We start from the raw sequence: 21,060 nt of genomic DNA on the forward strand, positions 1-21,060 counted from the left end.
TCTAGACGACACCTTGCTCAATCATTGCATCAGCGACTTTTCTAAAGCCTGAAATGTTGGCGCCTAAAACTAAATTTCCAGGTTGGCCAAACTCTTTACTGGTTTCGTTTGCATTGATGAAAATATTTTTCATGATGGTTTGCAACTGACTATCCACTTGTTCAAACGTCCAGTTTTGCATGCTGGCGTTTTGCGCCATTTCAAGTTGACTGGTTGCAACGCCGCCTGCATTGGCTGCTTTGGCAGGCCCATAAGCTATGTCCGAGTCCACGATAATATTGGCAGCATCACGGGTGGTTGGCATGTTCGCCCCTTCACTAATCAAAATACATCCGTTTTCGATAAGAGCCAGTGCGTCGTCTGACGTTAATTCATTTTGAGTCGCACAAGGGAAGGCAGCATCAGCCTGATATCGCCAAACAGCATGCCCTTCATTAGGATAGTCGCCCTCTGGTGTGTATTCTGCTTCAGGGTAAGTTTCTAAATATTCTTCTAAGCTTGCTCTTTTCACTTCTTTCAGTTGTTTGAGGAGCTTAAGATCAATACCGTGCTCATGATAGATCGTACCTCGAGAGTCGCTGCATGTAACCGGCGTTGCTCCCATATGGTACAGTTTTTCAATGGCGTAGATAGCCACGTTGCCAGCACCAGAAACGAGGCAAGTTTTCCCTTTCAATGAATCGTTGCGGTCGTTGAGCATGCATTCTGCAAAATAGACGGCGCCATATCCTGTCGCTTCTTTTCTGGCGAGTGAGCCCCCCCAAAGCAGACTCTTGCCTGTAAGCACACCTTCGTAGCGCCCCGTCAATCGTTTGTATTGACCAAACATATAGCCAATTTCGCGCGCCCCGACGCCGATATCGCCTGCGGGAACATCGGTGGCAGGACCGATATGACGGTACAACTCGTTCATAAATGATTGGCAAAATCGCATGATCTCGCCGTCGGATTTTCCTTTAGGATCGAAGTTTGAACCGCCTTTGCCGCCACCGATAGGAAGGCCAGTCAGTGCGTTTTTAAAGATTTGCTCAAAGCCGAGAAATTTTATGATGCTCGCATTGACTGAGTGATGGAATCTCAATCCTCCTTTGTACGGCCCCAAAGCAGAGTTGAATTCAACTCGATAACCTTTGTTTACTTGTACATTTCCAGCATCATCAACCCAAGGAACTCGAAACATGATTTGACGTTCTGGCTCGACGATCCTCTGGATAATCGCTTGTTCCTTATATTTATTATTGCCTTCTATTACCGGCGCGAGAGAAGTTAATACTTCTTCTACCGCTTGGTAAAATTCTTTTTGCGCAGGGCTACTGTGTTGCAACGCAACAATAGTATCGTGTATGTATGACATAGATTTCTTCCTTGATGTGAATAAGCAATCAGTTTATATGAATGTATTTCCATTAAATAGTGATTTTGACCAAGATTCAATGGTTGTAGTGGTCTTTCCTGCGGATGAGAATGTGCAGCTTCTAACCCAGGCAGTGTTGGTTGAGATAGGTAGGGCGAGCTAAGTAAGCGGGTGGTTGAGTGATCAGTTTCACATATAACAAGCAGAAATCACTTTAGTCGATGTTGTTGTGCAGTTACGCAAATTGTTTATGTTAACGTCATGTTAAAGTTTGTGTGTGATAACTTGTGAAAAGACAACTATATGGATGAGCTTAAGGTTCTGAACTCGTTTATTCAGCAGAATGGTCTACCAGCGTTTGGCCACCTTGATGGAATTCCAACATCGTTACAGCTAGATAAATTTACTTACCTCGATGAGATGGATAAGCCAGTGTCTAAGTGGCGCCGTTACCGCGATTATAAGCAGTTTCAGTTCGTCAATTTGGTCACACCTGATTACGTCATTGGAGTAGCGATTGCTGATATACGGTATTTAGCATCCGGCTTTTGCTACCTGTTTGATATTAAAAAGAATAAGTTGATTGAGCAACAATGGTTGAAACCTTTTAATATAGGTTATCAAACTCAGCCTTCCAGTTGGTGCAGTCTTGCCCATCTTGCTAACAAAAGAGTTCAGTTTTCTATTAAGGATGGTATTTGGCACGTCCACTTTGTGACAGAGTCAGTCAATGCGGATCTCTATTTACGTCCAGAAAACATGAGTTTGCCATTAATGTTGTGTACGCCAACAGGTTATGCGGGTTGGACATATACTCAGAAGCACAATGCGTTAGCAGTAGACGGTAACTTGTTCATATTAGGAAAAGAGCAAGATCTTTCAGAGGTGGCTGCTGGTTACGATTTTTCCGCTGGGTACATGCGGCGAGAAACAAGTTGGCGCTGGGCGAGTATCAATTGCTTTGAGGATGACAGGCGTCTGGGGTTGAACTTGGCAGCTGGCGTTAATGAAACTGGCTATTGCGAAAATGTATTGTGGATTAATGGTCAGCGTCACTTTTTGCAACCTGTGCAGTTTCAGTTTTCACGAAGTGATGAAGGGCAAAAGTGGCATATTACGTCTGAAGATAAACGAGTTAACTTACAGTTCACGCCTTTGAATCGACGCTCAGAGAAGAAAAATTTTTGGCTTCTCAAAAGTAACTTTCGTCAGTATATCGGTTATTTCTCTGGCTATCTTATCGATGGAAATGGCATCAAACATCAGTTAGAAGAAGTTATGGGTCTTACTGAAGATCACTATGCAAAATGGTAGAAACACAATGGATTGGACGCAGTTGATGGACCGCCCAGAATTACTTCTGATGATTCTGGCTCCAGTTTTCTTTTTCTGCATGCTTGCCGAATATTGGTTCGGACAAAGAAGGGGACGCTTGCCTGAAAGCGCGACGTATTACTTCCCTGAAGTAGCGTGTAATTTTGTTCTTGCGGGCTTACACCAAGCGACAGACATACTCACGGGTTTACTGATTGCTCAGTTGTATTTGTGGTGGTTCGATTGGCGTTTGTTTGATATCGAAATGAGCGTCTCAGCTTTTCTTTTACTTGTTGTCCTGCAAGATTTTTTCTATTACTGGTTTCATCGGGCTAGCCATCGTATTCGTTGGATGTGGGCCGCGCACGTTGTTCATCACAGTTCGGAAAGAATGAACTTCAGTACCGCCTTTCGTCAAAGTTTAATGTATCCGCTAGCGGGGATGTGGATTTTTTGGTTGCCCTTGGTGATTATTGGTTTTGAGCCAAAATGGGTTGTCTTCGTTGTGTTGTTTAATCTGGGCTTACAGTTTTTTGTTCACACCCAATCAATTCGTTCGCTCGGGCCACTAGAGTGGGTATTTAACACGCCGTCTCATCATCGCGTTCATCATGGTGTGAACCGTCAGTACATCGACAAAAATTATGCGGGTGTATTAATTATTTGGGATCGAATGTTCGGAACGTTTGAACCAGAGGTGGAAACGGTTCGGTATGGGGTTTCTAAACCTGTAAACAGCTTTAATCCCATCCGTGTGACGTTTGCAGAATGGAAAGACATGTTTTATGACGTAACTCGACCAAACTTATCATGGAAACAACGCTGCCGCCGTTTGTTCGCTCCGCCATCGGATTTTTATGAGTAAATTGGGATAAAGAGATTGGAGCGGGCAGCGGGAATCGAACCCGCATCATCAGCTTGGAAGGCTGAGGTAATAGCCATTATACGATGCCCGCGCATCGATAGGACTCAGTTAATATGCCACACTGGACGAAAAAGAAAAGTCTTTTCTCATCAAATGTTTGTCAGTTGCCTAAAAAAGTAGCGGACTGATGTTAAAGTGTTCATTGTCTCTGGTTTTTTGTGGCACTCGCGATTTCGCTACTAAGCTTAGAGGCTTCCAATTAGGTCGTAAACACCGAATTCTTAGGTGTTTAGATGTTGATGATATTCAAGATTTTCTGTGTAAAGGTTAATCTCGTTTATTGAACAGTCACGTTTCATGGTCAAGACTAAATATTGAAATGATTACTTTTTACTGTTGATGCGTATGTATAACACAGGGTAATTCTGCTGAAACAGTCAGCTTAACCAAAGGAGATTTAACATGATGAGAGGTTTGATATTAGGGCTGGTGGTGATGCTGGTATCTGCTTGTACTACCGTTACAACCGATGTGGATAAACAAGCCGACTTTTCAGCTTACAGAACGTTTGACTTCGGTGCTCAGGCGGAAGCTCCTACCAGTATTGATGGTCGACGTATTGAGCAAGGGCTTGCTGAACAGCTTGAGGGTAAGGGTTTAATTAAGGTAAATAGTGGCGGTGACCTTTACGTACATCATGATATCGTAGAAGAATCCGAGCTTGTTTCTTCAGGATCGTCGGTGAGCTTTGGCTATGGCTGGAATAGCTTTGGTGTGATCACTTCAAGCCCAGAAAGATATAAAGAACGTAAGTATGGGAAGTTGGTGGTTGAACTGGTTGATGCAAAGGCTAATCAAGTCGTTTGGAAAGGCGTTTCAAGTCGTAAACTGTCTGAGTCAATGAGCTCTGAGAAAAGAGAATCTCTCATCCAAGAAGAAATCGCGAAGATGTTTGAAAGCTACCCTTACGGTGAAAAATAATTAGTATTCTTAACGATTAAGAATACTAATTGCCAATAGTTACGCACAGGGTTAAAAGAACTTATCATTTTGGTTCTGGTTACCTTTGTGCGTACGACTCTGATTGCTTTACTCGGACTACTTTTCTGCTTGTTGGCTCCGAGCATGAGCCTTGCGCACTCACACCCAAATTTTCTTTCCTTTCATAACCAGAATATTGCTGTTGACGCTAAGTCGAAGCACTTTTCAGAACATCCTATCTCTCCAGTACAACAAGACTATCCGAGCTTAAACAGCCGGAATAGATTGAGGGTTAGCCATGCTAAGGAAATGAGCTCGAACGACGATGTAGAACCCGAATGGTTTGAAATGCTTGATGTAGCATGGTGGGCGCATCGTTCGGCAATTTACTCGATGAAGCGGCTAAAACGCATCGGCAATGAGGCTTTAGGTTGTTGTATTGAAAGTATTTTTACTCACTTTAAATACAGAATCGGAGTGAGAAAAGAATCGAATTTCATATACCGCTTTATACATGCTCGCTAACACATTCCATGTTTTTGCAACTTTTGGTTAATTATGCTTAGGAGCGGTTTATGTTTGATTTGATCATTCAGGTCTTGAGTGCTTTTTGGCATCAAGATTTCACGGCGTTAATGGCGCCAGGCAGTGCAGGTTTGGTTTATTTTGTTGTTGCTGTGATTATCTTTTTGGAAAGTGGTTTTATTCCTGCTGCACCTTTCCCATGCGACAGTGTCGTCGTATTATCCGGTACGCTGGCGGCGGTTGGCGTCCTTGACCCAATTATGATCATGTTGGTGATAGCTGTTAGTGCGGGGTTGGGAAGTTGGGCGGCTTATTTACAAGGCAAGTGGCTAAATCGCTTACCTAAGGTCCAAGGCTGGGTGAGTGCGGTTCCTCAAAAGCGTTTGGAACAAGTCGACGTATTACTCAGTAAACATGGATTGATTGCGCTTTTGTGCGCGCGGTTTATTCCGGTTGTTCGTTCCCTATTGCCATTAATGATGGGGTTGCGAGTGAAACGTATTAGTAAATTCCATTACTTTGCGTGGCTGAGTGCGATTTTATGGACGCTGATATTATGCGGTTTCGGTTCATTACTTCCTTTGCTACCGGAAAATATGAGCAAAGCAATCACAATGCTATTAATGGCGGCCCCCATAATTACTCTTGTGATTGGAGTGCTTAGTTTCTTGTTTGTTAAAGCACGTCGAGCGTTCTGTAAACCCAAGGATGTGTCTGAGTTTTCTCAGTAAGTTTACTTGATTTGCACTTTTAAGCTTGTATGCAGATTAGACATCTAATCGACAGGCTTTTGTCAGTAAAAAGAAAGGCGCATACATTGCGCCTTTCTTTTTGAGTGTCGTTAGGGTTTCGAATTTAATAGCCAATGCTATATAGGTATTCGCCAACTTCTTTGCACTGAGACTTGTAGATGTTCTCTACTTCAGACTCATTCTTATCTGCTGCTTTAAATTCGAGTTCGGCAGACGATAGCTGGTCAAAGCTGTAGTCTCTCTCAGACATTAAGTAGTGTCTGAACATCGCTCTGTGTTCCGGAACTGCAATACGTGCGTTAGAAACGTTGGCACACTCTAACAGAGTGTCGTTACTCATTTCTTCTGGCTTAGTTTCTGTGTTTGCAAAGGTTGAGCCCGCTGAAAATAGTAATGCTAGTGCGATGGTTGTAGCGATTCTTGTCATTATATGGACCTCAAATTGGTTCTAGTAACAATGAGCATATTGGCTCTTATCGTTACATTTTCGTGTTCTCTGTATGTCATAAAAAGTTAAACAACAGAGAAGGCGTTGCGACCATGAGTAAAGACGTACATTAAGTTCGCTTCCTTTCTTCCTGAGAGGCGATAAAGAGAGCGTTGACTCATGAGTCCGCCATAACTGTCTAGAGGTAAGCGAGATGCTTGTTTTGCCAACTCCAGTAGTGGTGGAGAAGAGAAAGCAATAAGTAAAAAATAATCAGGAGTAAAATCTGATGATAAAACGCCATCAGTAGCTGATGTTCGGCGACAGGAGACAAGCCCGAACAACTCGCGCTTTATATGTAGGTAGTAACTTTCTGAACCCCAAGAGCTCAGAGAAGCTGAGGCATGAAAATCAGTGTGTGCTAGCTCAAAATCGTCTTGTTGAGAGAGTTTAAGTAGGCGCTCGGAAGTGTAATGTTTGGTGTGGTGCCACTCATGCGCATATGAAGCTGTGATGAGCCCTGAGAGCAGGGACAAAGAAAGCATCAATAATATATGGTGTAGATAACGCAAGAAGTAACCCTAAACATATAAAGCCACAGTTACCCACCATGATTAAGGAATCTTAGTGGAACTATGATAACGACGAAAGCCAGTGTCTGATGAACTCAGCGTATACTAACGAGATGGAAGGGGGATGAACAGAGTTTTCTGATCGCACTTAGGTATATCAGCGAATAACACAATAGTTTTCGCTTTCGAGTAAGCGAAAATGGAAAGAGAGTCGTTGCACAAGGACGATTAAGCTAACAGGATTATTACTGGGGAAGAAATAGAATCTTCTTTTGTCTTCCCCATATGTGTCGCATCGGTATTACGCGCTTGCGTAAATAACGCTGCCGCCTTTTATAGTGTCAATGATCTCGCGAGACAACTTCTTTGGTAAAGCAGGGCAACCCCAACTGCGTCCGAGGTATCCATTCTTCTTGATAAAGGAAGGGTTTGCGTAATCGGCACCGTGCACGACAATGTAACGCTCGCGAGCTTTGTCGTTTAATCCAGAGCTTAGCCCATCTAATCGAAGTGAATAGCCATTTGAGCCGTAGTAAGTGGTATCAGTCAAAAAAGTGCCCAATGATGTTTTTCGCGAGTTCACGACATTTGAAAACTGTGTCGCTGTTTTCTTTCCGCTGTTCACGCCGTGAGAAACATACGTATTGTAGATTAGCTTCTTTTTATCTAAATCAACCACATAAAAACGCTTTTCAGTTGATGGTTTACTATAGTCGATGATCGTTAGTACCGACTTCTTTCTATCGGGTGTCTTCTGATAAGCGATGTAAGCGTCACTGAACAACTTAAAGTCTACTATGCCATCTAGCTTGGCTTGTTTAAACACATGTTCAACTTGCTTTGGTCGTAAATGATCCCTGGGTTCGTTATCTGATTGTTTTGCAAAAGCAAAAGGTGAGACAGACAACAGCGCACATGTAAATAATAAAATTAACTTTTTCATCTTGGCTAAATAAAACTCTATGGTGTTACAAATTTACCGATTGCTTCATGCATTCGTTAAAACAACATGCACATCAATATAATTCTATTCCCAATGTTTCTTATTGCACGCTTAGGTGCTTGATATTGGGTTGACGATAAGTTTTCGAGTTAAAAACTAACTAATTGAAACTTATATAAAATATGAAGTTTAACGATGGTTTCTATAAACTTCGGCGTAAATAATATCTGATATATGTAATTAATAAAACTGTGTTTAAGGATATTTGTGAAGTTGCTAATTTATAAAAACGGCGTTTTATTTTTCGTACTTTAGAAACTCTTTTTATTTCAATGTGTTTTCTTTTTCTACGCTTTATCCAATACCTCAAAAGTTTGTGATTTAACTCGTAACAAATCGTAACGCCGAATCGTTATGTGTATAAGTGCATTTATAATGTATGAATAAACAACAGGGTGGTAAGAAAAGGCAGTAAAACAGCGGTGAATCGGTTGTTTTTAATTCACGATTGACAAAGCCAAGTCTAAGTCGTACAAAAATTGAACTTGTGAATGTATCGTTTAAGTGAGAGTGATGAGCTCGAAAAAAGTGAAGTGATGCGTGCTATTGTTTATTCTCTAATTTATTCGATTACATAAGGAAGGGTACATAGTAAAAATTTAAAAAATAATTCTATCGTGTGGATTAAAATATATAAATAATAAAACTTAGAAATTAAAAGATAAGAACGCCAGATCTGAATTCATTAAATTTTTGAACATGAAAGTAAACTCTATTTATTATGTTTGGTTTGAAAGCGCTCAAATTGATTTAAGGACGGTTATGACAGCATTTAATAAAGTGTTTATTGTCACTCCCAATGTTAATGATTTTGCAATGTTGCGAGAGTCGCCATTGGAAATGTCTCTTCAAGTAACGGCAAGCAAACCTATCCAACTCTATGGAGAGTCTGTTAAAGCCAGTTGGAAAAGTATTGATATTGAATGGTTAGACGTTAAGGGTGAAAAGCCATTACCCAGGCCTGATATTGCAGCATGGGGATCTTTTACTCTTGCTGTATCCGCTTCTATTGCGGATAAGCTCGATGTGTTGAGCGAGAATGTCGAATTTTTACCATTAAATCTACAAGGAAAGCCTTGGCGAGCATTAAACATTGTCACTCAAATTGATGCCATTGATACCTCTGCTACCGAGTATAATCTTCGTCATGGTAAGCTAAGTCGTGCTAGACCGTTTAAGAAACTCGTTTTGAATAGGGAAGCCGTTAATGAATCTGACTTGTTCAGAGTAAAAGGTGCTGGGCTCAGAACGTTTTGCACGGACAAAAAAGGTGGCTTGTACGATAGCGTCAAAGCGCTGAATTTGACCGGTTTGGATTTCAAGGAAGTGCTGGTTTAAAAACGAATAAATAGTGATTTACTCGACTAAAGTCATAGATATAGGTATGGGGGAACAAAAGCTGAGCATCTATCAATGAAGCTCATATATAACTAAATACAGCCGCCACAGTTGTGACAGCTGTACGTCTCCCCTTAACTTATGTTCTTGAAACCCTAATTGAGCTGGCCATGGACGCATCAAATCGACTGTCGTCATTTGCCGATTGCCACCACAAGCTCAATTGTTCTTTAGTCATTGGTTTGCCAAATAAATAGCCTTGCATATAGTCGCAGCGGTATGCCGATAGCCATTCATGCATCATATTGTGTTCAATACCTTCTGCTGTAACCGTTTTATTCTGGGCATGGCATAGCTCAATAATAGGTTTGATCACATGGCCGTTGTTGGTCTTCATCAATGTAACGAGGAACTCTCGATCAAATTTGATTTTTTGAACCGGATACTGAACGAGCTGAGTTAACGATGTGTAACCAGAACCAAAGTCATCAATTGCAAGACGGTAGCCACGTTTTGATAGCTCATCAAGTAGAGCCGTGCCTTGTTGTTCTGCGGCAAAGGTTTCGGTTATTTCTATCTCAATACATTCTGGTTTAACACTGTGCAGTGTCGCTTGTTCATGGATGTAGTTTGCCATTTCTATCGAGTTTAGCTCTGCTGATGAAAGATTGACCGAAAGAACAATATTCTTACCGAAAATATTCCTTAATTGATGGTATTCCGCCGTTGCATTGGCGAAAACCCAGCGGTCAATTTTATCAAATAATCCGGCTTGCTCAGCAATTGGAATAAACTCCTTTGGAGGGATAGGGCCGATACCTTCGGCTTCCCAGCGCAACAAGACTTCTAACCCCTCAATTTCGTTGCTTCGATTGTTCATATAGGGTTGAAAAACAAGGTGAAATTCTTCCTCTACATTGCTTTTTCGGAGCGCACGTTCAAGTTGACTTCGTCTTTGAGACTCAATATTGAGAGCGGCTGAATAATAGGCGTATTGATTTTTCCCTGCCCGTTTTGCTTGATACATAGCCGCATCGGCACTGGAGAGTAACTTCGCGATGTCAGTACCGTCTTGAGGATATTGTGCAATACCTACGCTTGCCGTAACGGGAAATGAATTACTCCAAGATGAACTGAGATTACTAATCGGTTTTAGTAACTCTGATGCAAGCAAATCAGGCAAGCGTTTTACCTCTTGATTTGAGCTCAGCAAAATTGCAAATTCGTCACCAGATAACCTGGCGGCAAAGCAGGGGCTGTTGTAATCGTGCGAGAACTTTTGACAGGCATTCTTGATGTGTGATGAGAACACTTTTAATAAGTTATCTCCCAATTCATGCCCGTATTTATCATTCACGTATTTAAAGTTATCAAGATCGACGTAAACAACCCACAGAAACTGCGAAGGGGAGAGAAGTTCACGAGTGGCAAGCTCATGAAAACGATGGCGATTGGCGAGTTGCGTCAGGTGATCCGTTTCAGCTAGGCGTTTTGTCTTTTTATAGATGACATTAAGTTCCTCATACATATCAAAAAAGCGTGCAGAGAGGCGTCCTATTTCATCGTTTGTTTCTAGCTTTTCAATATTGTCACGTTGATTAGATTCAAGTTCGTTCAGCTGCTTATCAAGGCGAGAAACAGGGCGCAACACATAGCGGTACAACACCAAAATGATTAATGTGATGGTGAAAAACGCCGCTACGCCAAAGGAGAAAGCAAGTTCTAGCCACACTTTATCGACTTTATTCCACATTAAATATTCGGCAGGAGAAAGCACGGCATAAAAGTGCGGCAGCAGCTCAATGGTTTGAGCGAGAGGAATATCAAGATAAATGGGTTTGTCGGCGAAAGTAATCACGCTGTGTGTGTCAAACTCGATGTCATGCTTAATCTCGTTAAAGGCTTCAAGTGATACGGAAACTACCACAAAAAACACATTTTTCGAGTCAAAGCTCAAAGGGTGAGTCCCCGTTCTTTTGTCGACGACCTCATATTGAAGAAGAATGCTTTGTCCACTGGAGTTATAAATAAAGCCAGTGTGACTGAAAGCCTCTCTCTCATTGAAACTTCGTGATATGTACTCTAACACCTTTGGGTCGACCACGCCCGATGATTCGTAATATTTGTTTTCTGTGTAGTAGAGAAGGTTTTGTTTGCCGTCGAGGATCGCCATGCTCGCATCGCCTTTGTAACCATGGCTCAATACTTCAGCGGTCTCGTCTAATCGGTTAAACAAGACTCGTTCACGATAGGGGTTGTTATGATTTACCAAATAGTCTTGTAATACATCACTTTTACTGAGCGTATAGGCATAACTATTAAGAAAAATATTCGCTTGTCGAAACTGCCCGGCGAGCTTTTCCATTTGCAACTGAATATAGCTGTCTTCCCGCTTGATGAGCGTCACTTTTTGAATGCTATAAATAATATAGCTAGATACTAACGCGCTTAATAAGATCACTGGCGCGACAAGCAAAATGACTCTATTGCTTAACTTCATTATGGTTCTTAGTTTCCGTTTGTGTCCCTACAAACGTCGCGTACCAGGTAAGGTACTGAACGGATGATGTGTTTTGGCAAATTGTAACCAGATTGTAAGGTGAGCGTTCTCCAAAATCAGGCAGCTATCTAAGAATTGTGATGACGTGAAAGGTTTCGAGCTTATTAACTAGAGGTTTTCTCAGTAGTTGGACGTCTCTTTTCCTTCCTCCCTGTATAAAACCTAACCGTAATGACAGGTAAATACCATCATCGAAACGTTTCGATGGTAAAGTGTGACTCAAGTGCACTTTTCCTATTCAATGACAATTGAATTACAGATCATTCTCACACCTTATCGATCTCACACTGGTCAAATTGCGATGACGAATTATTATTTCATCGAAACGTTTCGATGAGTTTTCTGTTAATAACGAAAACACTTTAAGACAGGCGCTCATGGTTGTATGAACGTGTAACCGAAAGGTCGATGAGATGAAAAAAAGTACCCTAATTAACTCAGATATTTCTTACTTGGTGGCGACGCTAGGCCACACCGACGAGATCACGATATGTGATGCTGGTCTACCAATCCCAGAGCATGTTCAGCGAATCGATTTGGCGCTAACGCATGGGGTACCAAGTTTTCTTGATACTGTTCGCGTAATTCTATCTGAGTCCCAAATCGAAGGGGTCATCATTGCGGAAGAGTTCTCTGATGCAAGCCCAGTTTTGCATGAAGCGTTGCTCAACGAACTGAGCAAAGAGAGTGAAGAAACGGGCAAATCTATTGAAGTGAGCTACGTGTCACATGAAGCGTTTAAAGCACGCACGGCGCAAAGTCGCGCTATCGTAAGAACCGGCGAATGCTCGCCATATGCGAACGTTATTTTCCAAGCGGGCGTGGTTTTTTAAGCCAGAGATATTGAGGACAGATTATGACTCAAGCCATTCTACAACTAAGCGAAATTGAGAAGGCGTTTCCGGGCGTAAAAGCACTCGACAAAGCAAGCCTGAATGTTTATCCAGGCCGTGTTATGGCGCTGATGGGTGAAAATGGAGCAGGCAAGTCAACGTTAATGAAGGTGTTGACAGGCATTTACCACATGGATGCGGGGAGCATTCAATATCAAGGTCAGCCGGCGGCCTTTAAAGGTCCACGCGATTCACAGGAAGCTGGTATTAGCATTATTCACCAAGAGCTGAACCTGATTCCTGAACTGACGATTGCCGAAAATATTTACTTGGGACGAGAGTTCACTGGCTCCTTAGGGCGTATCCAGTGGGGCAAAATGTATGACGAAGCTGACAAGCTTTTAAAACGTCTGAATGTAAAGCACTCATCAAAAACATTGCTTGGCGATTTAAGCCTTGGTGAACAACAAATGGTGGAAATTGCAAAGGCACTTTCGTTTGAGTCGAAAGTCATCATTATGGATGAGCCAACGGACGCATTGACCGATACCGAAACGGAATCACTGTTTAAAGTGATTAATGAGCTCCGCGAGCAAGGATGCGGCATCGTATACATTTCGCATCGTCTTAAAGAAATCTTTGAAATCTGTGATGATATTACAGTGCTTCGTGATGGTAAGTTTATCGGTGAGTGCAAGGTGTCCGACACTGATGAAGATGGCCTAATTGAAATGATGGTTGGCCGAAAATTAGAAGAGCAATATCCACGTATTGATGTCCAACATGGCGAAACCTGTCTTGAAGTCATTGGTTTGACTGGGTCTGGCGTTCAGGATGTGAGCTTTACTCTCAAGCGCGGTGAGATTCTCGGAATTTCTGGCTTGATGGGCGCAGGCCGCACTGAACTCATGAAAGTCATTTACGGCGCATTACCTAGTGAGCATGGTGTTATCAATCTTGACAACAAAACTATTAACCCGGTTAGCCCGCAAGATGGCTTAGCAAATGGTATCGCTTACATCTCTGAAGATCGCAAAGGCGATGGTTTGGTTTTAGGTCTTTCAGTTAAGGAGAACATGTCACTTTGTTCGCTAAACCAGCTGACCAAAGGCTTCCAGATTCAACACAGCGACGAAGTGATTGCAGTGGAAGATTTTATTAAGTTATTCAACATTAAAACCCCAACGCGAGATCAAATCATCGGCAACTTATCTGGTGGTAACCAGCAAAAAGTTGCGATTGCGAAAGGGTTAATGACGAAACCTAAAGTTCTGATTCTGGATGAGCCAACACGTGGTGTTGATGTCGGAGCAAAAAAAGAGATTTATCAGCTCATCAACAAGTTTAAGGCCGAAGGCATGAGCATCATCTTGGTTTCTTCCGAGATGCCTGAAGTGCTCGGCATGAGCGACCGTATTTTAGTGATGCATGAAGGTCGTATCACTGGCGAATTTGATGCGAAAGACGCCGATCAAGAAAAATTACTCGCCTGTGCCGTAGGCAAAGAGATCAATGAGGAAGCAGCATGAGTACGAATACCATGAGCAAACCAACCGAAACTGGCAACAAGAAGTTGTTCACAAAAGAGTGGCTGATTGAGCAAAAATCACTGATAGCTTTGATCTTTCTGATCGTTGTTGTGTCATTTTTGAACCCGAACTTTTTTACGGTCGACAACATTCTCAACATTCTTCGTCAAACCTCCGTGAATGCCATTATCGCAGTGGGTATGACATTAGTTATTTTAACAGCAGGCATCGACTTAAGTGTTGGTTCGGTATTGGCATTGTGTGGTGCCTTTGCGGCAAGCATGATTGCGCTTGAGGTTCCGGTGCTGGTGGCGGTTCCAACTGCTTTAGTCGCAGGTGCAGCGTTAGGTGCGATCAGCGGTATCATTATTGCGAAGGGTAAGGTGCAGGCATTTATCGCTACGCTGGTTACCATGACGTTACTACGCGGTGTGACCATGGTGTACACCGAAGGTCGTCCAATCTCGACAGGCTTTACTGACACCGCAGATGCGTTCGCATGGTTTGGTACTGGCTACGCGCTAGGCATTCCAGTTCCTGTTTGGTTAATGGTGGTTGTGTTCGCTGCGGCTTGGTATTTACTTAACCACACGCGCTTTGGTCGCTATGTTTACGCACTAGGCGGCAATGAGTCTGCGACTCGCCTATCAGGTATCAATGTAGACCGAGTGAAGATTGGTGTCTACGCCATCTGCGGTATGTTAGCAGCGCTTGCAGGCATTATTGTAACGTCTCGTCTTTCTTCGGCGCAGCCAACAGCGGGTATGGGCTACGAGCTAGACGCTATCGCAGCGGTTGTTCTTGGCGGTACCAGCTTGATGGGCGGTAAAGGCCGTATCATGGGTACCTTGATTGGTGCGCTGATCATCGGTTTCTTGAACAATGCACTTAACCTACTTGATGTTTCTTCCTACTACCAAATGATTGCAAAAGCAGTGGTTATCTTGCTTGCGGTATTGGTAGACAACAAAAACAAGTAATTCATAACAATCTGTATATATAAAACAGTGAATACAAACCGAGTCAGGGGACGTGTACTGGCTCACCCTACACAAAGGACTAGAACGATGAAAAAACTTGCAACTCTTATCTCTGCTGCACTTCTTTCTTCAACCGTATCGGTAGCGGCGCAAGCTCAAGATACCATGGCGATTGTGGTTTCGACGCTAAACAACCCGTTCTTCGTAACGATGAAAGACGGTGCGGAAGCAAAAGCGAAAGAATTGGGGTACGACTTAATTGTACTGGACTCGCAAAATGACCCGAGTAAAGAACTGTCGAACATCGAGGATTTAAGTATTCGCGGCGTAAAAGCAATTCTTATCAACCCAACGGATTCTGATGCAGTGTCTAATGCAATTCGTATGGCGAACCGTTCTAAGATCCCTGTGTTGACATTAGACCGTGGTGCAAGCCGTGGTGAAGTTGTGAGTCACATCGCGTCGGACAACGTAATTGGTGGTGAAATGGCAGGCCACTACATCATGGAAAAAGTAGGCGAAAAAGCAAAAGTCATTCAACTTGAAGGTATTGCGGGCACATCGGCAGCGCGTGAGCGCGGTGAAGGCTTTATGAATGCCGTGAAGGGCAGCGATATGGATCTTCTTGCTAGCCAACCAGCTGACTTTGACCGCACAAAAGGTCTAAACGTAATGGAAAACCTGCTAGCGGCTAACCCGGATGTACAAGCGGTATTTGCACAGAATGATGAAATGGCGCTAGGTGCACTTCGCGCAGTTCAAGCTTCTGGCAAAGATGTCGTTATCGTTGGTTTTGATGGTACGGAAGACGGCATTGCAGCAGTTAACCGTGGCAAACTAGCGGCAACTATTGCTCAGCAACCAGACCTTATCGGTGCTTTAGGTGTTGAAACGGCTGACAAAGTTTTGAAAGGTGAAGAAGTAGAAAAGTACATCCCAGTACCACTAAAAGTAGTCACTAAGTAAGTTTCAAGTTCCAATAAATCATCCTAATTTTTGCTCTCTCCTCCGTTTATATCTGTCGTTTAGGAGGTGAGGGCAAACTTACCCAAAATACTGCAAAGTGTGGGGTATAGATGCCTTTGGCTTTTTATCGAGACTCCTTCATCAGGAAGAGAAGTTAAAGTCATCTAATGTATTTTCCTAAACAGTTTTTAAAAAGGGTTCATTCAGAACCGAGGATAACCGTATGAATAAGTTAGTGGTGTTAGGTAGTGTAAACGCTGACCATGTTCTTCAAGTGCCTTCTTTCCCTCGCCCAGGCGAGACGCTGCATGGTCGCAACTATCAAGTTATCCCAGGTGGCAAAGGTGCCAACCAAGCCGTCGCGGCGGCGCGATTAAATGCAGACATCGGTTTTATCGCTTGTGTGGGCGACGACTCATTCGGCATTAACATTCGCGAAAACTTCAAAATGGACGGCATCGATATCACTGGTGTGAAGATGCAGCCAAATTGCCCGACAGGTATCGCGATGATTCAAGTGTCGGACAGTGGTGAGAACAGCATTTGCATTTCAGCTGAAGCGAACGCCAAACTGACAGCAGAAGCGATTGAGCCAGATTTAGAGCGTATTCGCCAAGCAGATTACTTGCTAATGCAATTGGAAACGCCGATGTGCGGCATTGAGAAAGCTGCGCGTGTAGCGAAAGATGCCAAAACCAACGTAATTTTGAATCCTGCGCCAGCTCGTGAATTGTCAGATGAATTACTGTCTTACATTGACGTGATTACGCCAAATGAAACGGAAGCTGAAGTTCTGACAGGTATTACTGTAACAGACAACGAAAGCGCGCAAGAAGCGGCGAATGTGCTACATGGTAAAGGTATAGAAATTGTCATGATCACACTCGGTGCAAAAGGCGTTTGGCTAAGCCAAAACGGTCGAGGCGAAATCATCTCGGGTTTCCGCGTTGAAGCGACGGATACTACCGCTGCGGGCGATACATTTAATGGGGCATTCGTCACTGGTCTCCTAGAAGGTTTACCTTTAGAATCAGCGATTAAGTTTGCACATGCGGCGGCTGCAATTTCTGTGACCCGCTTTGGCGCGCAAACGTCGATTCCAACCCGCGAAGAGGTGGACGCGTTTCTCGCTGAACAATAAGGCGCACAACGCCTCATTAAAATAGGAGTAGTAACATGGCGACGATGAAAGACATCGCAAAACTGGCAGGGGTTTCCACTTCAACAGTGAGCCATGTTATTAACAAGACGCGTTTTGTGAGCGAAGAGATCTCTGAACGCGTTAACAATGCCGCAAAAGAGCTTAACTACTACGCGCCCTCTGCGTTGGCGCGTAGCCTCAAAGTCAATCGTACCAAAACCATTGGTATGCTCGTGACAACCTCAACCAACCCATTCTTTGGCGAAGTCGTAAAAGGCGTCGAACGCAGCTGCTACCAAAAAGGCTACAGCCTCATTTTATGTAACACCGAGGGTGATAACGAACGTATGCGTCAATCCATTAATACGCTATTGCAAAAGCGTGTCGATGGTTTGATCTTGATGTGCTCGTCGCTAGAAGGAGAGCGTATCGATGTATTTGAGCGTTACCCAGATATCCCAGTTGTGGTAATGGACTGGGGGCCGATGCTATTTACAAGCGATAAAATCCAAGACAACTCACTTCGTGGCGGTTACTTAGCGGCGAAATACTTAATTGATTGCGGCCATACCGAAATTGGGTGCATCACAGGCCCTTTGATTAAACACCAAGCGCAAATGCGATACGAAGGTTATAAGCGAGCAATGAACGAAGCTGGCTTGGAATTTAATGCCAATTGGATCATTGAGTCTGACTTCGAATGTGAGGGTGGGTATCAAGCGTTCAAAAAAATGGCTCAGCGTGGCGCATTACCTAGCTCGATTTTCGTCTCTAACGATATGATGGCGATGGGGGTGATTAACGCCGCAAATGAGCTCGATATTAAAGTGCCGGACGACCTGTCCATTATTGGTTACGATGACATCCATATCGCGAAATTTATGTCGCCATCGCTAACTACCATTCATCAGCCTAAGTACCGTTTGGGGCAGGCTGCCGTTGAGACTCTTGTCCGAAAGTTGGATGAAAAGTCAACAGAGGCACAGGTCGTACAATTAGAACCGACTCTAGTGGAACGAAAAAGCGTCAAGAGGTTAAAGTCAAACGTCACTGAATGACGTGTGATGTTGAGCTAAAAAATTAAAAAAGTCGTTTCTCTTTATACGATAAAGCCTTACTATCGTCGTTGATTATAAATAAAACTATTAATTGTTGTCTGGCGGATTAGTCAAATTTTATCAAAAGGTTACGCTAAGTTATCTGTAAAACACCCTTGGTTTCACCGAGTTAATGTTATTACAGTTGTATTGATTTTTTTTGTGAGCTGCTATCAGCTACTGGTTAATGAAGCATTTGAGTACGCAATTGGCTTTATTATTACACTTTTGGCGTCAGCTTTATTTGCATCAGCTTCTGCATTCAAAAAACGCTATCTAGGCTTGGATTCATAGGCACGTCTATTTCCAACATCGTTCAATAGCATCATTTATTGCTTTCAAGTAAACATTGAACTGAATTATGATCGAGTGCATCAAGAGGAGGACAAATGTCCTCCTTTTTGTTGGGGATCACACTCTAATATAAGCGTACTCCAAACAAAATAATAAAGGACATGTTATGGACCTCTTTGCCTTACTCGATATTAATAATACTCTCGTTAACATTCCGATCGGCGACGGCTACGCAATGAGTTGGGTCGAAGCTTTCGGTACCGTTTTTGGACTGCTTTGCATTTGGTTTGCCAGCCAAGAAAAAACCATCAACTACTTATTCGGTTTGCTGAATGTCACGCTTTTTGCCGTTATCTTTTTTCAAATTCAGTTATACGGATTATTGCTTCTTCAATTGTTTTTCTTCTGTGCGAACATTTACGGCTGGTATGCGTGGACCCGTCCAAACGCACAAGGTGAAACGCTGGAAGTTCGCTGGTTAAATAAACAGAAACTTATTACTACTGCCTCTATTAGCGTTGCATGTATCGCATTATTAACGATCTATATCGACCCATTTTTCTTTGCGCTAGCAAACATTGCTGTTGATAGCTTGAATCTCTTTGGTGCTGGCTTGGCTGAACCGGTGCTTGAACCTGACGCGTTTCCGTTCTGGGATGCGACCATGACAGTACTTTCTGTTGTTGCACAAATTCTGATGACACGTAAATACGTCGAAAACTGGATTCTATGGGTCGTGATTAATATTATCAGTGTGGGTATCTACGCGACGCAAGGTGTTTACGCAATGTCTGTTCAGTACGCGATTCTTATGTTCATCGCTGCCAATGGCACGCGTGAGTGGGCTCGTAGCGCTAAGCGCAATGGCGATAAAACCTTAGCGCACGCTGCTGCGTAAGGAACGAAAAATGGCCAAACAACCTCATATCGGAGTGGATGAAACACAAATCGCTCCCCTCGTTATTGTATGCGGCGAGCCAGATCGAGCGAATCGTATCGCGGCATTATTTGATGATGCAGAAATGGTGTCGGAAAACCGCGAGTACCGTGTGTTTACCGGCAACTACAAAGGCAAGCCTGTTTCAGTGTGTAGTACAGGTATAGGTGCGCCATCGATGATCATCGCAGTGGAAGAGCTAAAACAGTGCGGTGTGACTCATGTGGTACGCGTTGGATCGGCGGGGGCAATGCAATCAGGCATTCATCTTGGCGAGTTGATCATTGCCGAAGGCGCGGTAAGAGATGAGGGCGGCTCTAAAGCGTATGTCGATTCGTCTTATCCAGCCTACGCAAGCTTTTCACTGTTAAAGGAAGTTGAGCGTTACTTGTCGATGCAAAAAGTGCATTATCATTTTGGTGTGGTGCGTTCTCACGACAGTTTCTATACCGATGACGAGGATGCAATATGCCAACATTGGAACAAGAAAGGCATCTTAGGTGCAGATATGGAAACCTCTGCGCTGTTTACGGTCGGTCGACTACGAGGCCTTCATGTGGCTTCGATATTAAACAACGTGGTGCTGTATCAACAAGATGTGAAAGAAGGTGTTGGTCAGTACGTTGATGAGGCCAAAGTAATGATGCAAGGTGAGAAGAGTGCCGCGATTACGGCATTAGAAGCCTTGGTTGCTCAGCGTTAGCCAGTCTCTATCTCAGTAAGTCACATAAACAGAATAGATGTAAAGCGACAGGTCACTGTCGCTTTTTTATTTGGAGTTACGGGGTACAATCCACCTTAAATAGTTGTCCGTAACTTTTTCTGAGAGAGCAGAAAATGAAAATCAGCCCTTATCCGACTGGTCGCTTCAAAACATACCTTGAAGAAAAGAGTGCCACCTTTCGCGATTTGATTTATCAATGCCAAATAAATTCGCGTTACTTTGATGCTGGGGAAGCAATTCTCCGCCAAGGTGAGCAACTTCAGTACTTGTATGTTGTGCCAGTAGGTCGAGTCTCGATGAACATATTGGCCGCAAATGGACGACGTTTTCAATTAGGGGAAGCTAACTGCGACTATCATATTTATGGTGAAATGGAGTTCTTCACTCAGACTCCTTGTCAATGGAATGTGATAGCAGATGAACATATGCAGGTTGATGTTATCTGTATCCAAAAACTAACCGAAGCACTGCAAAATCATCCCCAAATGATGGTGTTCTTCGCTTCAGCATTGGCTGAGGATTATCAAGACTCCATGGATATCTACACTAATCGTTTGTTGCATCCCATTACTTACAACATTGCCTATGATCTTCTCGTCCGTAATCAGACGGATAAGTTGCTTGGTGGTTTTGATAAAGTGAACCAAGAGGCTGAGCGGTTTGGCACCTCAGGCCGAGTCTATCGACGTGCAGTTAAGGACTTGATTGAAAAGGGATTGATTACCAAAACAGACAACGGTTTGGAGATTATTGATGAGCTGGCACTCAAAGCGTTTATTGATGCGCATGAATGATACGCCCAGGTATTGAAATTGATGAGTTTTATAAGTCTTTGATATATCTAAGTCTTGAGTAAACGTAACTAATG

At 43.2% G+C, this 21,060-nt stretch carries 20 protein-coding genes and 1 tRNA gene; 15 read left to right on the forward strand and 6 right to left on the reverse strand.

Features of this window, described 5'->3' with window-relative positions:
* Position 1: 1 nt before the first annotated feature.
* Positions 2-1,354, reverse strand: coding sequence for an NADP-specific glutamate dehydrogenase (gene gdhA, locus R8N49_RS16230; protein ID WP_025767881.1), 1,353 nt, complete (start codon positions 1,352-1,354; stop codon positions 2-4).
* Positions 1,355-1,657: 303 nt separating this feature from the next.
* Here gdhA and R8N49_RS16235 point away from each other — a divergent pair, with 303 nt between their 5' ends.
* A complete protein-coding gene (locus R8N49_RS16235) occupies positions 1,658-2,668 on the forward strand; it encodes a DUF2804 domain-containing protein (protein ID WP_053307607.1) in 1,011 nt (336 codons plus the stop codon).
* Between the two features lie 7 nt (positions 2,669-2,675).
* Entirely contained in the window at positions 2,676-3,533 is an 858-nt protein-coding gene (locus R8N49_RS16240; protein WP_005373167.1) for a sterol desaturase family protein, read from the forward strand.
* Positions 3,534-3,549: 16 nt separating this feature from the next.
* Here the strand turns inward: R8N49_RS16240 and R8N49_RS16245 are convergent.
* Positions 3,550-3,624 (reverse strand) — tRNA-Gly (locus R8N49_RS16245).
* A gap of 371 nt (positions 3,625-3,995) precedes the next feature.
* Between R8N49_RS16245 and R8N49_RS16250 the strand changes: the two genes are divergently transcribed.
* The 3 genes from R8N49_RS16250 to R8N49_RS16260 all read left to right on the forward strand — a co-directional run bounded on the left by R8N49_RS16250 (position 3,996) and on the right by R8N49_RS16260 (position 5,770).
* Positions 3,996-4,514, forward strand: coding sequence for a DUF4136 domain-containing protein (locus R8N49_RS16250; RefSeq protein WP_005382627.1), 519 nt, complete (start codon positions 3,996-3,998; stop codon positions 4,512-4,514).
* A gap of 144 nt (positions 4,515-4,658) precedes the next feature.
* Positions 4,659-5,039 carry a hypothetical protein gene (locus R8N49_RS16255; RefSeq protein ID WP_231972281.1) on the forward strand — a complete coding sequence of 127 codons (381 nt, stop codon included), beginning with the start codon at positions 4,659-4,661 and terminating at the stop codon, positions 5,037-5,039.
* Between the two features lie 50 nt (positions 5,040-5,089).
* A complete protein-coding gene (locus R8N49_RS16260) occupies positions 5,090-5,770 on the forward strand; it encodes a DedA family protein (protein WP_042522560.1) in 681 nt (226 codons plus the stop codon).
* 124 nt (positions 5,771-5,894) lie between these two features.
* Here the strand turns inward: R8N49_RS16260 and R8N49_RS16265 are convergent, their stop codons facing one another.
* The 3 genes from R8N49_RS16265 to R8N49_RS16275 form a co-directional block, all read right to left on the reverse strand.
* Positions 5,895-6,218: a hypothetical protein gene (locus R8N49_RS16265; protein WP_042522561.1), complete on the reverse strand. Its 324-nt coding sequence runs from the start codon at positions 6,216-6,218 to the stop codon at positions 5,895-5,897.
* Between the two features lie 86 nt (positions 6,219-6,304).
* Entirely contained in the window at positions 6,305-6,763 is a 459-nt protein-coding gene (locus tag R8N49_RS16270) for a hypothetical protein (protein ID WP_017633653.1), read from the reverse strand.
* Between the two features lie 328 nt (positions 6,764-7,091).
* Positions 7,092-7,733, reverse strand: coding sequence for a murein L,D-transpeptidase catalytic domain family protein (locus R8N49_RS16275; protein WP_025767877.1), 642 nt, complete (start codon positions 7,731-7,733; stop codon positions 7,092-7,094).
* A gap of 822 nt (positions 7,734-8,555) precedes the next feature.
* Between R8N49_RS16275 and R8N49_RS16280 the strand changes: the two genes are divergently transcribed.
* The gene (locus R8N49_RS16280; RefSeq protein WP_025767876.1) at positions 8,556-9,131 is read left to right on the forward strand and encodes an imm11 family protein; all 576 of its coding nucleotides are present in this window, start codon (positions 8,556-8,558) and stop codon (positions 9,129-9,131) included.
* Positions 9,132-9,270: 139 nt separating this feature from the next.
* On the opposite strand, the gene R8N49_RS16285 is transcribed toward R8N49_RS16280, so the two are convergent.
* The gene (locus R8N49_RS16285; RefSeq protein WP_025767875.1) at positions 9,271-11,631 is read right to left on the reverse strand and encodes an EAL domain-containing protein; all 2,361 of its coding nucleotides are present in this window, start codon (positions 11,629-11,631) and stop codon (positions 9,271-9,273) included.
* A gap of 473 nt (positions 11,632-12,104) precedes the next feature.
* Between R8N49_RS16285 and rbsD the strand changes: the two genes are divergently transcribed.
* From rbsD to R8N49_RS16330, 9 genes are all read left to right on the forward strand, one after another.
* Positions 12,105-12,524, forward strand: a complete 420-nt coding sequence (rbsD, locus tag R8N49_RS16290; protein WP_005382620.1) for a D-ribose pyranase — start codon at positions 12,105-12,107, stop codon at positions 12,522-12,524.
* A 23-nt stretch (positions 12,525-12,547) separates the two neighbouring features.
* Positions 12,548-14,053, forward strand: coding sequence for a ribose ABC transporter ATP-binding protein RbsA (gene rbsA, locus R8N49_RS16295; RefSeq protein WP_005373147.1), 1,506 nt, complete (start codon positions 12,548-12,550; stop codon positions 14,051-14,053).
* Positions 14,050-15,033, forward strand: coding sequence for a ribose ABC transporter permease (rbsC, locus tag R8N49_RS16300; RefSeq protein WP_005382618.1), 984 nt, complete (start codon positions 14,050-14,052; stop codon positions 15,031-15,033). Before rbsA ends, rbsC begins: the two co-directional genes overlap by 4 nt.
* 87 nt (positions 15,034-15,120) lie before the next feature.
* Positions 15,121-15,999 carry a ribose ABC transporter substrate-binding protein RbsB gene (gene rbsB / locus R8N49_RS16305; protein ID WP_186585385.1) on the forward strand — a complete coding sequence of 293 codons (879 nt, stop codon included), beginning with the start codon at positions 15,121-15,123 and terminating at the stop codon, positions 15,997-15,999.
* Between the two features lie 223 nt (positions 16,000-16,222).
* Complete coding sequence (gene rbsK / locus R8N49_RS16310; protein WP_017820311.1) at positions 16,223-17,140, forward strand: ribokinase; 918 nt, start codon at positions 16,223-16,225, stop codon at positions 17,138-17,140.
* Positions 17,141-17,175: 35 nt separating this feature from the next.
* The gene (locus tag R8N49_RS16315; RefSeq protein ID WP_025767871.1) at positions 17,176-18,198 is read left to right on the forward strand and encodes a substrate-binding domain-containing protein; all 1,023 of its coding nucleotides are present in this window, start codon (positions 17,176-17,178) and stop codon (positions 18,196-18,198) included.
* A 499-nt stretch (positions 18,199-18,697) separates the two neighbouring features.
* Positions 18,698-19,429, forward strand: a complete 732-nt coding sequence (pnuC, locus tag R8N49_RS16320; protein ID WP_213986367.1) for a nicotinamide riboside transporter PnuC — start codon at positions 18,698-18,700, stop codon at positions 19,427-19,429.
* Positions 19,430-19,439: 10 nt separating this feature from the next.
* Positions 19,440-20,171 carry a nucleoside phosphorylase gene (locus tag R8N49_RS16325; protein ID WP_017635382.1) on the forward strand — a complete coding sequence of 244 codons (732 nt, stop codon included), beginning with the start codon at positions 19,440-19,442 and terminating at the stop codon, positions 20,169-20,171.
* Between the two features lie 134 nt (positions 20,172-20,305).
* Positions 20,306-20,986 (forward strand): Crp/Fnr family transcriptional regulator, encoded by a 681-nt coding sequence (locus R8N49_RS16330; protein WP_186585383.1) that lies wholly within the window; start codon positions 20,306-20,308, stop codon positions 20,984-20,986.
* Positions 20,987-21,060: the final 74 nt, after the last annotated feature.

The organism is Vibrio sp. 1978, assembly GCF_033344345.1.

Excerpts from the sequence above, each read along its gene's own strand:
- R8N49_RS16255 (WP_231972281.1), top strand. The coding sequence starts at position 4,659 with ATGAGCCTTGCGCACTCACACCCAAATTTTCTTTCCTTTCATAACCAG.
- rbsK (WP_017820311.1), top strand. The coding sequence starts at position 16,223 with ATGAATAAGTTAGTGGTGTTAGGTAGTGTAAACGCTGACCATGTTCTT.
- R8N49_RS16270 (WP_017633653.1), bottom strand. The coding sequence starts at position 6,763 with ATGCTTTCTTTGTCCCTGCTCTCAGGGCTCATCACAGCTTCATATGCG.
- R8N49_RS16330 (WP_186585383.1), top strand. The coding sequence starts at position 20,306 with ATGAAAATCAGCCCTTATCCGACTGGTCGCTTCAAAACATACCTTGAA.
- gdhA (WP_025767881.1), bottom strand. The coding sequence starts at position 1,354 with ATGTCATACATACACGATACTATTGTTGCGTTGCAACACAGTAGCCCT.
- R8N49_RS16325 (WP_017635382.1), top strand. The coding sequence starts at position 19,440 with ATGGCCAAACAACCTCATATCGGAGTGGATGAAACACAAATCGCTCCC.
- R8N49_RS16265 (WP_042522561.1), bottom strand. The coding sequence starts at position 6,218 with ATGACAAGAATCGCTACAACCATCGCACTAGCATTACTATTTTCAGCG.
- R8N49_RS16250 (WP_005382627.1), top strand. The coding sequence starts at position 3,996 with ATGATGAGAGGTTTGATATTAGGGCTGGTGGTGATGCTGGTATCTGCT.
- R8N49_RS16260 (WP_042522560.1), top strand. The coding sequence starts at position 5,090 with ATGTTTGATTTGATCATTCAGGTCTTGAGTGCTTTTTGGCATCAAGAT.
- rbsD (WP_005382620.1), top strand. The coding sequence starts at position 12,105 with ATGAAAAAAAGTACCCTAATTAACTCAGATATTTCTTACTTGGTGGCG.
- R8N49_RS16285 (WP_025767875.1), bottom strand. The coding sequence starts at position 11,631 with ATGAAGTTAAGCAATAGAGTCATTTTGCTTGTCGCGCCAGTGATCTTA.
- R8N49_RS16235 (WP_053307607.1), top strand. The coding sequence starts at position 1,658 with ATGGATGAGCTTAAGGTTCTGAACTCGTTTATTCAGCAGAATGGTCTA.
- rbsC (WP_005382618.1), top strand. The coding sequence starts at position 14,050 with ATGAGTACGAATACCATGAGCAAACCAACCGAAACTGGCAACAAGAAG.
- pnuC (WP_213986367.1), top strand. The coding sequence starts at position 18,698 with ATGGACCTCTTTGCCTTACTCGATATTAATAATACTCTCGTTAACATT.
- rbsA (WP_005373147.1), top strand. The coding sequence starts at position 12,548 with ATGACTCAAGCCATTCTACAACTAAGCGAAATTGAGAAGGCGTTTCCG.
- R8N49_RS16315 (WP_025767871.1), top strand. The coding sequence starts at position 17,176 with ATGGCGACGATGAAAGACATCGCAAAACTGGCAGGGGTTTCCACTTCA.
- R8N49_RS16280 (WP_025767876.1), top strand. The coding sequence starts at position 8,556 with ATGACAGCATTTAATAAAGTGTTTATTGTCACTCCCAATGTTAATGAT.
- rbsB (WP_186585385.1), top strand. The coding sequence starts at position 15,121 with ATGAAAAAACTTGCAACTCTTATCTCTGCTGCACTTCTTTCTTCAACC.
- R8N49_RS16275 (WP_025767877.1), bottom strand. The coding sequence starts at position 7,733 with ATGAAAAAGTTAATTTTATTATTTACATGTGCGCTGTTGTCTGTCTCA.
- R8N49_RS16240 (WP_005373167.1), top strand. The coding sequence starts at position 2,676 with ATGGATTGGACGCAGTTGATGGACCGCCCAGAATTACTTCTGATGATT.